The organism is Streptomyces sp. NPDC054956, from assembly GCF_053609185.1.
This window is the reverse complement of sequence record NZ_JBSGXB010000458.1, coordinates 1-4,438: the sequence shown is the minus strand read 5'-3', so window position 1 is coordinate 4,438 and position 4,438 is coordinate 1. Positions and strand designations below refer to the sequence as shown.

4 protein-coding genes are annotated in these 4,438 nt (G+C 70.5%); 2 read left to right on the top strand and 2 right to left on the bottom strand.

Annotated features, from left to right (window positions below; all coding sequences use genetic code 11):
* Positions 1-49: 49 nt before the first annotated feature.
* Both ACWGDE_RS36545 and ACWGDE_RS36540 read right to left on the bottom strand, forming a co-directional pair.
* Complete coding sequence (locus ACWGDE_RS36545) at positions 50-1,279, bottom strand: DUF349 domain-containing protein (protein ID WP_453393388.1); 1,230 nt, start codon at positions 1,277-1,279, stop codon at positions 50-52.
* 187 nt (positions 1,280-1,466) lie between these two features.
* Positions 1,467-2,249, bottom strand: a complete 783-nt coding sequence (locus ACWGDE_RS36540) for a peptidylprolyl isomerase (protein ID WP_453393387.1) — start codon at positions 2,247-2,249, stop codon at positions 1,467-1,469.
* Between the two features lie 153 nt (positions 2,250-2,402).
* Between ACWGDE_RS36540 and ACWGDE_RS36535 the strand changes: the two genes are divergently transcribed.
* Together ACWGDE_RS36535 and hisS are read left to right on the top strand one after the other, a co-directional pair.
* Positions 2,403-3,116 carry an MBL fold metallo-hydrolase gene (locus ACWGDE_RS36535; protein WP_453393386.1) on the top strand — a complete coding sequence of 238 codons (714 nt, stop codon included), beginning with the start codon at positions 2,403-2,405 and terminating at the stop codon, positions 3,114-3,116.
* 10 nt (positions 3,117-3,126) lie between these two features.
* Complete coding sequence (gene hisS, locus ACWGDE_RS36530; protein WP_453393385.1) at positions 3,127-4,386, top strand: histidine--tRNA ligase; 1,260 nt, start codon at positions 3,127-3,129, stop codon at positions 4,384-4,386.
* Positions 4,387-4,438: the final 52 nt, after the last annotated feature.

The window sequence follows — 4,438 nt, the reverse complement described above, 5'->3', positions numbered from 1 at the left end:
CCCCCTCGGGGTGGCGCCCACCGTCACGTCACACGGCGTACGGGTCTCTTCAGCCGCCGAACTCCTCGAGGCCCTTCAGCGCCTGGTCCAGCAGGGCCTGACGGCCCTCCAGCTCCCGGGCCAGCTTGTCGGCCTTCGCGTTGTTGCCCGTCGCGCGCGCCGCGTCGATCTGGCCGCGCAGCTTGTCGACCGCCGCCTGCAGCTGACCCGTCAGACCGGCCGCACGGGCCCGCGCCTCCGGGTTCGTGCGGCGCCACTCGCCTTCCTCGGCCTCCTGGATGGCCCGCTCGACGGCGTGCATCCGGCCCTCGACCTTGGGACGCGCGTCCCGCGGTACGTGGCCGATGGCCTCCCAGCGCTCGTTCAGGGAGCGGAAGGCGGCACGGGCGGCCTTCAGGTCCGTGACCGGGACGAGCTTCTCGGCCTCGTCGGCCAGCTCCTCCTTCAGCTTCAGGTTCTCCACCTGCTCGGCGTCGCGCTCCGCGAAGACCTCGCTGCGCGCCGCGAAGAAGACGTCCTGCGCACCGCGGAAACGGTTCCACAGGTCGTCCTCGGACTCGCGCTGCGCGCGGCCCGCGGCCTTCCAGTTCTCCATCAGCTCGCGGTAGCGGGCCGCCGTCGGACCCCAGTCGGTCGACTTCGACAGCGACTCGGCCTCCGCGACCAGCTTCTCCTTGACCTTGCGGGCGTCCTCGCGCTGCGCGTCGAGCGAGGCGAAGTGGGCCTTGCGGCGCTTGGAGAAGGCGGAGCGGGCGTGCGAGAAGCGGTGCCACAGCTCGTCGTCCGACTTGCGGTCGAGGCGGGGGAGACCCTTCCAGATGTCCACCAGCGCCCGCAGCCGCTCACCGGCGCTGCGCCACTGGTCGCTCTGCGCCAGCTGCTCGGCCTCGACGACCAGCGCGTCCTTGGCCGCACGGGCCTCGTCCGTCTGCTTGGCCTTCTGGACCTTGCGCTCCTCGCGCCGCGAGTCCACCGTCGACACCAGCTTGTCGAGCCGGACGCGCAGCGCGTCGAGGTCACCCACGGCGTGGTGCTCGTCCACCTGCGTGCGCAGGTGCTCGATGGCCGTCTGGGCGTCCTTGGCGGGCAGATCGGTGGTCCGCACCCGTCGTTCGAGGAGGCCGATCTCGACCACCAGGCCCTCGTACTTGCGCTCGAAGTAGGCCAGGGCCTCCTCCGGGGTGCCGGCCTGCCACGAGCCGACGACCTTCTCGCCATCGGCAGTTCGCACGTACACGGTGCCGGTCTCGTCGACTCGGCCCCACGGGTCGCTGCTCACAGCGCCTCCTCCACCTGATGCCTTGCGAGGGGTTCACCCCCTGGGCATCGTCCACAGTTTCCTGGGGCGGGCCGCGCCCGCCCTGCACAACGCCAACATAGGCGACCGCCGGGCCGGCTGTCCGCATCCAGCACGACGGAATATCGCCGTACGGGTGGGACGCCGGCCCGGGTCGCCCCGCTCCCGGTCAGTTCTGGGTGACGGTGCCCTTCTCGATGGTCACGGGGATCTTGGGGGCCCCGTCCTGGCCGCCGTCGGCCGTACCGGCCTTGGCCACCTCTTCGAGCACCTTCAGGCCCGCCGCGTCGATCTTGCCGAAGGGCGTGTACGACGGGGCCAGCGGGCTGTCCTTGTAGACCAGGAAGAACTGGCTGCCGCCCGAGCCGGGCTGGCCGGTGTTGGCCATCGCCACCGTGCCGGCCGGGTAGACGACCTGGCCCTGCTCGTTGGCCTTGCCGAGCGAGTCGAGGTTCTCGTCCGCGATGGTGTAGCCCGGGCCGCCCATGCCGGTGCCCTGCGGGTCACCGCACTGCAGGACGAAGATCCCGCTGGTCGTCAGGCGGTGGCACTTGGTCTTGTCGAAGAAGTTCTTGTCGGCGAGCGACTTGAACGAGTTGACCGTCTGCGGGGTCTTCGCCGCGTCCATCTCGAACTTGATGTCGCCCGCGCTGGTCTTCAGGTCGAAGGTGTACTTCGCCTTCGCGTCGATCGCCATCGCCGGCGAGGGGGACTGCTGCGGGGTGGGCGAGGCCGACGGGTTCGCGGCCGGGTCGGCCGCCGAGTCCTTCTTGTCCTTGTCGAAGACGCCGCCGACCACCAGGCCGACCAGCGTCGCGACCACCACGGCCACGGCCGCGCCGATCACGGCCGCGCGCTTGCGCGCCTTCTGCCGTGCCTCCGCGCGCCGCTTCTGCTGGCGTTCGTACTTCTCCCTGGCGAGCTGGCGCCGCCGCTGATCGCTCGTGACCACCGGGTCGTCTCCTTGTGCGTCTCTGGTACCACTGTCCGGGCTGGGCTAGGCCGTACCGTATATGGGTTCGCTGTGTAATGAGCGGCGCCGGTAGGCTCTGAGCAGCAGCATTCCGATCTGCAGCCTCCCACCGGACGACGATTGAGGACGAACGTGCTGATTGCCGGATTCCCGGCCGGGGCCTGGGGCACCAACTGCTACGTGGTCGCCCCCGCCGCCGGTGAGGAGTGCGTCATCATCGACCCCGGCCACCAGGCCACCCAGGGTGTCGAGGAGACGCTGAAGAAGCACCGGCTCAAGCCCGTCGCGGTCGTCCTGACCCATGGCCACATCGATCATGTGGCCTCCGTGGTCCCGGTGTGCGGAGCACACGACGTGCCGGCCTGGATCCACCCCGAGGACCGCTACATGATGAGCGACCCGGAGAAGGCGCTCGGCCGCTCCATCGGGATGCCGCTCATGGGCGAGCTGACCGTGGGCGAGCCGGACGACGTCCGCGAGCTCACGGACGGCGCCGGCCTGAAGCTGGCGGGCATGGAGTTCTCGGTGGCGCACGCGCCCGGCCATACCAGGGGGTCGGTGACCTTCCGGATGCCCGAGCTGGCCGACATCCCGCCGGTCTTCTTCTCGGGCGACCTGCTCTTCGCCGGCTCCATCGGACGCACCGACCTGCCCGGCGGCTCCCACGCCGAGATCCTCGAGTCGCTGGGCCGCGTGTGCCTGCCGCTCGACGACTCGACCGTGGTGCTGTCCGGCCACGGTCCCCAGACCACCATCGGCCGAGAGCGCGCGACCAACCCGTACCTGCGGGAGGTCGCCGCCGGCCTGGCAGCGGACCCGACGGCCGCTCCACGACGAGGAATGTGACGAGAGTTTCGTGGCTACTTTTCAGGCCCCCAAGGGCACGTACGACCTGATCCCGCCGGTATCCGTGAAGTACCTGGCGGTGCGTGAGGCCATCTCCGCCCCGCTGCGCAATTCCGGCTACGGCTACATCGAGACGCCCGGCTTCGAGGACGTCGGCCTCTTCGCCCGCGGAGTGGGCGAGTCCACCGACATCGTCTCCAAGGAGATGTACGCCTTCGAGACCAAGGGCGGCGACCAGCTGGCCCTGCGTCCCGAGGGCACGGCCTCGGTGCTGCGCGCGGCGCTGGAGGCGAGCCTGCACAAGAAGGGCAACCTGCCGGTCAAGCTCTGGTACTCGGGCTCGTACTACCGCTACGAGAAGCCGCAGAAGGGCCGCTACCGCCACTTCTCGCAGGTCGGCGCCGAGGCCATCGGAGCCGAGGACCCGGCGCTGGACGCCGAGCTGATCATCCTGGCCGACCAGGCGTACCGCTCGCTGGGCCTGCGCAACTTCCGGATCCTGCTGAACTCGCTGGGCGACAAGGAGTGCCGCCCGGTGTACCGGGAAGCGCTCCAGGCCTTCCTGAGCGGACTGGACCTCGACGAGGAGACCGTCCGCCGCGCCGAGATCAACCCGCTGCGCGTCCTCGACGACAAGCGGACCGACGTGCAGAAGCAGCTGGTCGGCGCGCCGATGCTGCGGGACTACCTGTGCGACGCGTGCAAGGCGTACCACGAGGAGGTGCGGGCGCTGGTGACGGCGGCCGGGGTCGCCTTCGAGGACGACGAGAAGCTGGTGCGCGGGCTGGACTACTACACGCGGACCACCTTCGAGTTCGTCCACGACGGTCTGGGCTCCCAGTCCGCGGTGGGCGGCGGCGGCCGCTACGACGGCCTCTCCGAGATGATCGGCGGGCCGGCGCTGCCGTCGGTCGGCTGGGCGCTGGGTGTGGACCGTACGGTGCTCGCGCTCGAGGCGGAGGGTGTCGAACTGGACATCCCGCCGACGACGTCGGTGTTCGCGGTGGCTCTGGGCTCGGCGAAGCCGGTGCTGTTCGGTCTGGTGACCGAGCTGCGGCGGGCGGGTGTCGCGGCGGACATCTCGTACGGGGGCAAGGGCCTCAAGGGTGCGATGAAGGACGCGAACCGCAGCGGGGCGCGGTTCGCGGTGGTCGCGGGTGACCGTGACCTCGAAGAGGGTGTGGTCCAGCTGAAGGACATGGAGTCCGGGGAGCAGGCGCCGGTGGCGCTGGCGGACCTGGTCGCCACCGTCCAGGCGAAGCTCGCCTGAGGCAGGCCGCCCGAAGGGGCGGGGTCGGGGAATCCGCTGCGCGGAGCTCTCC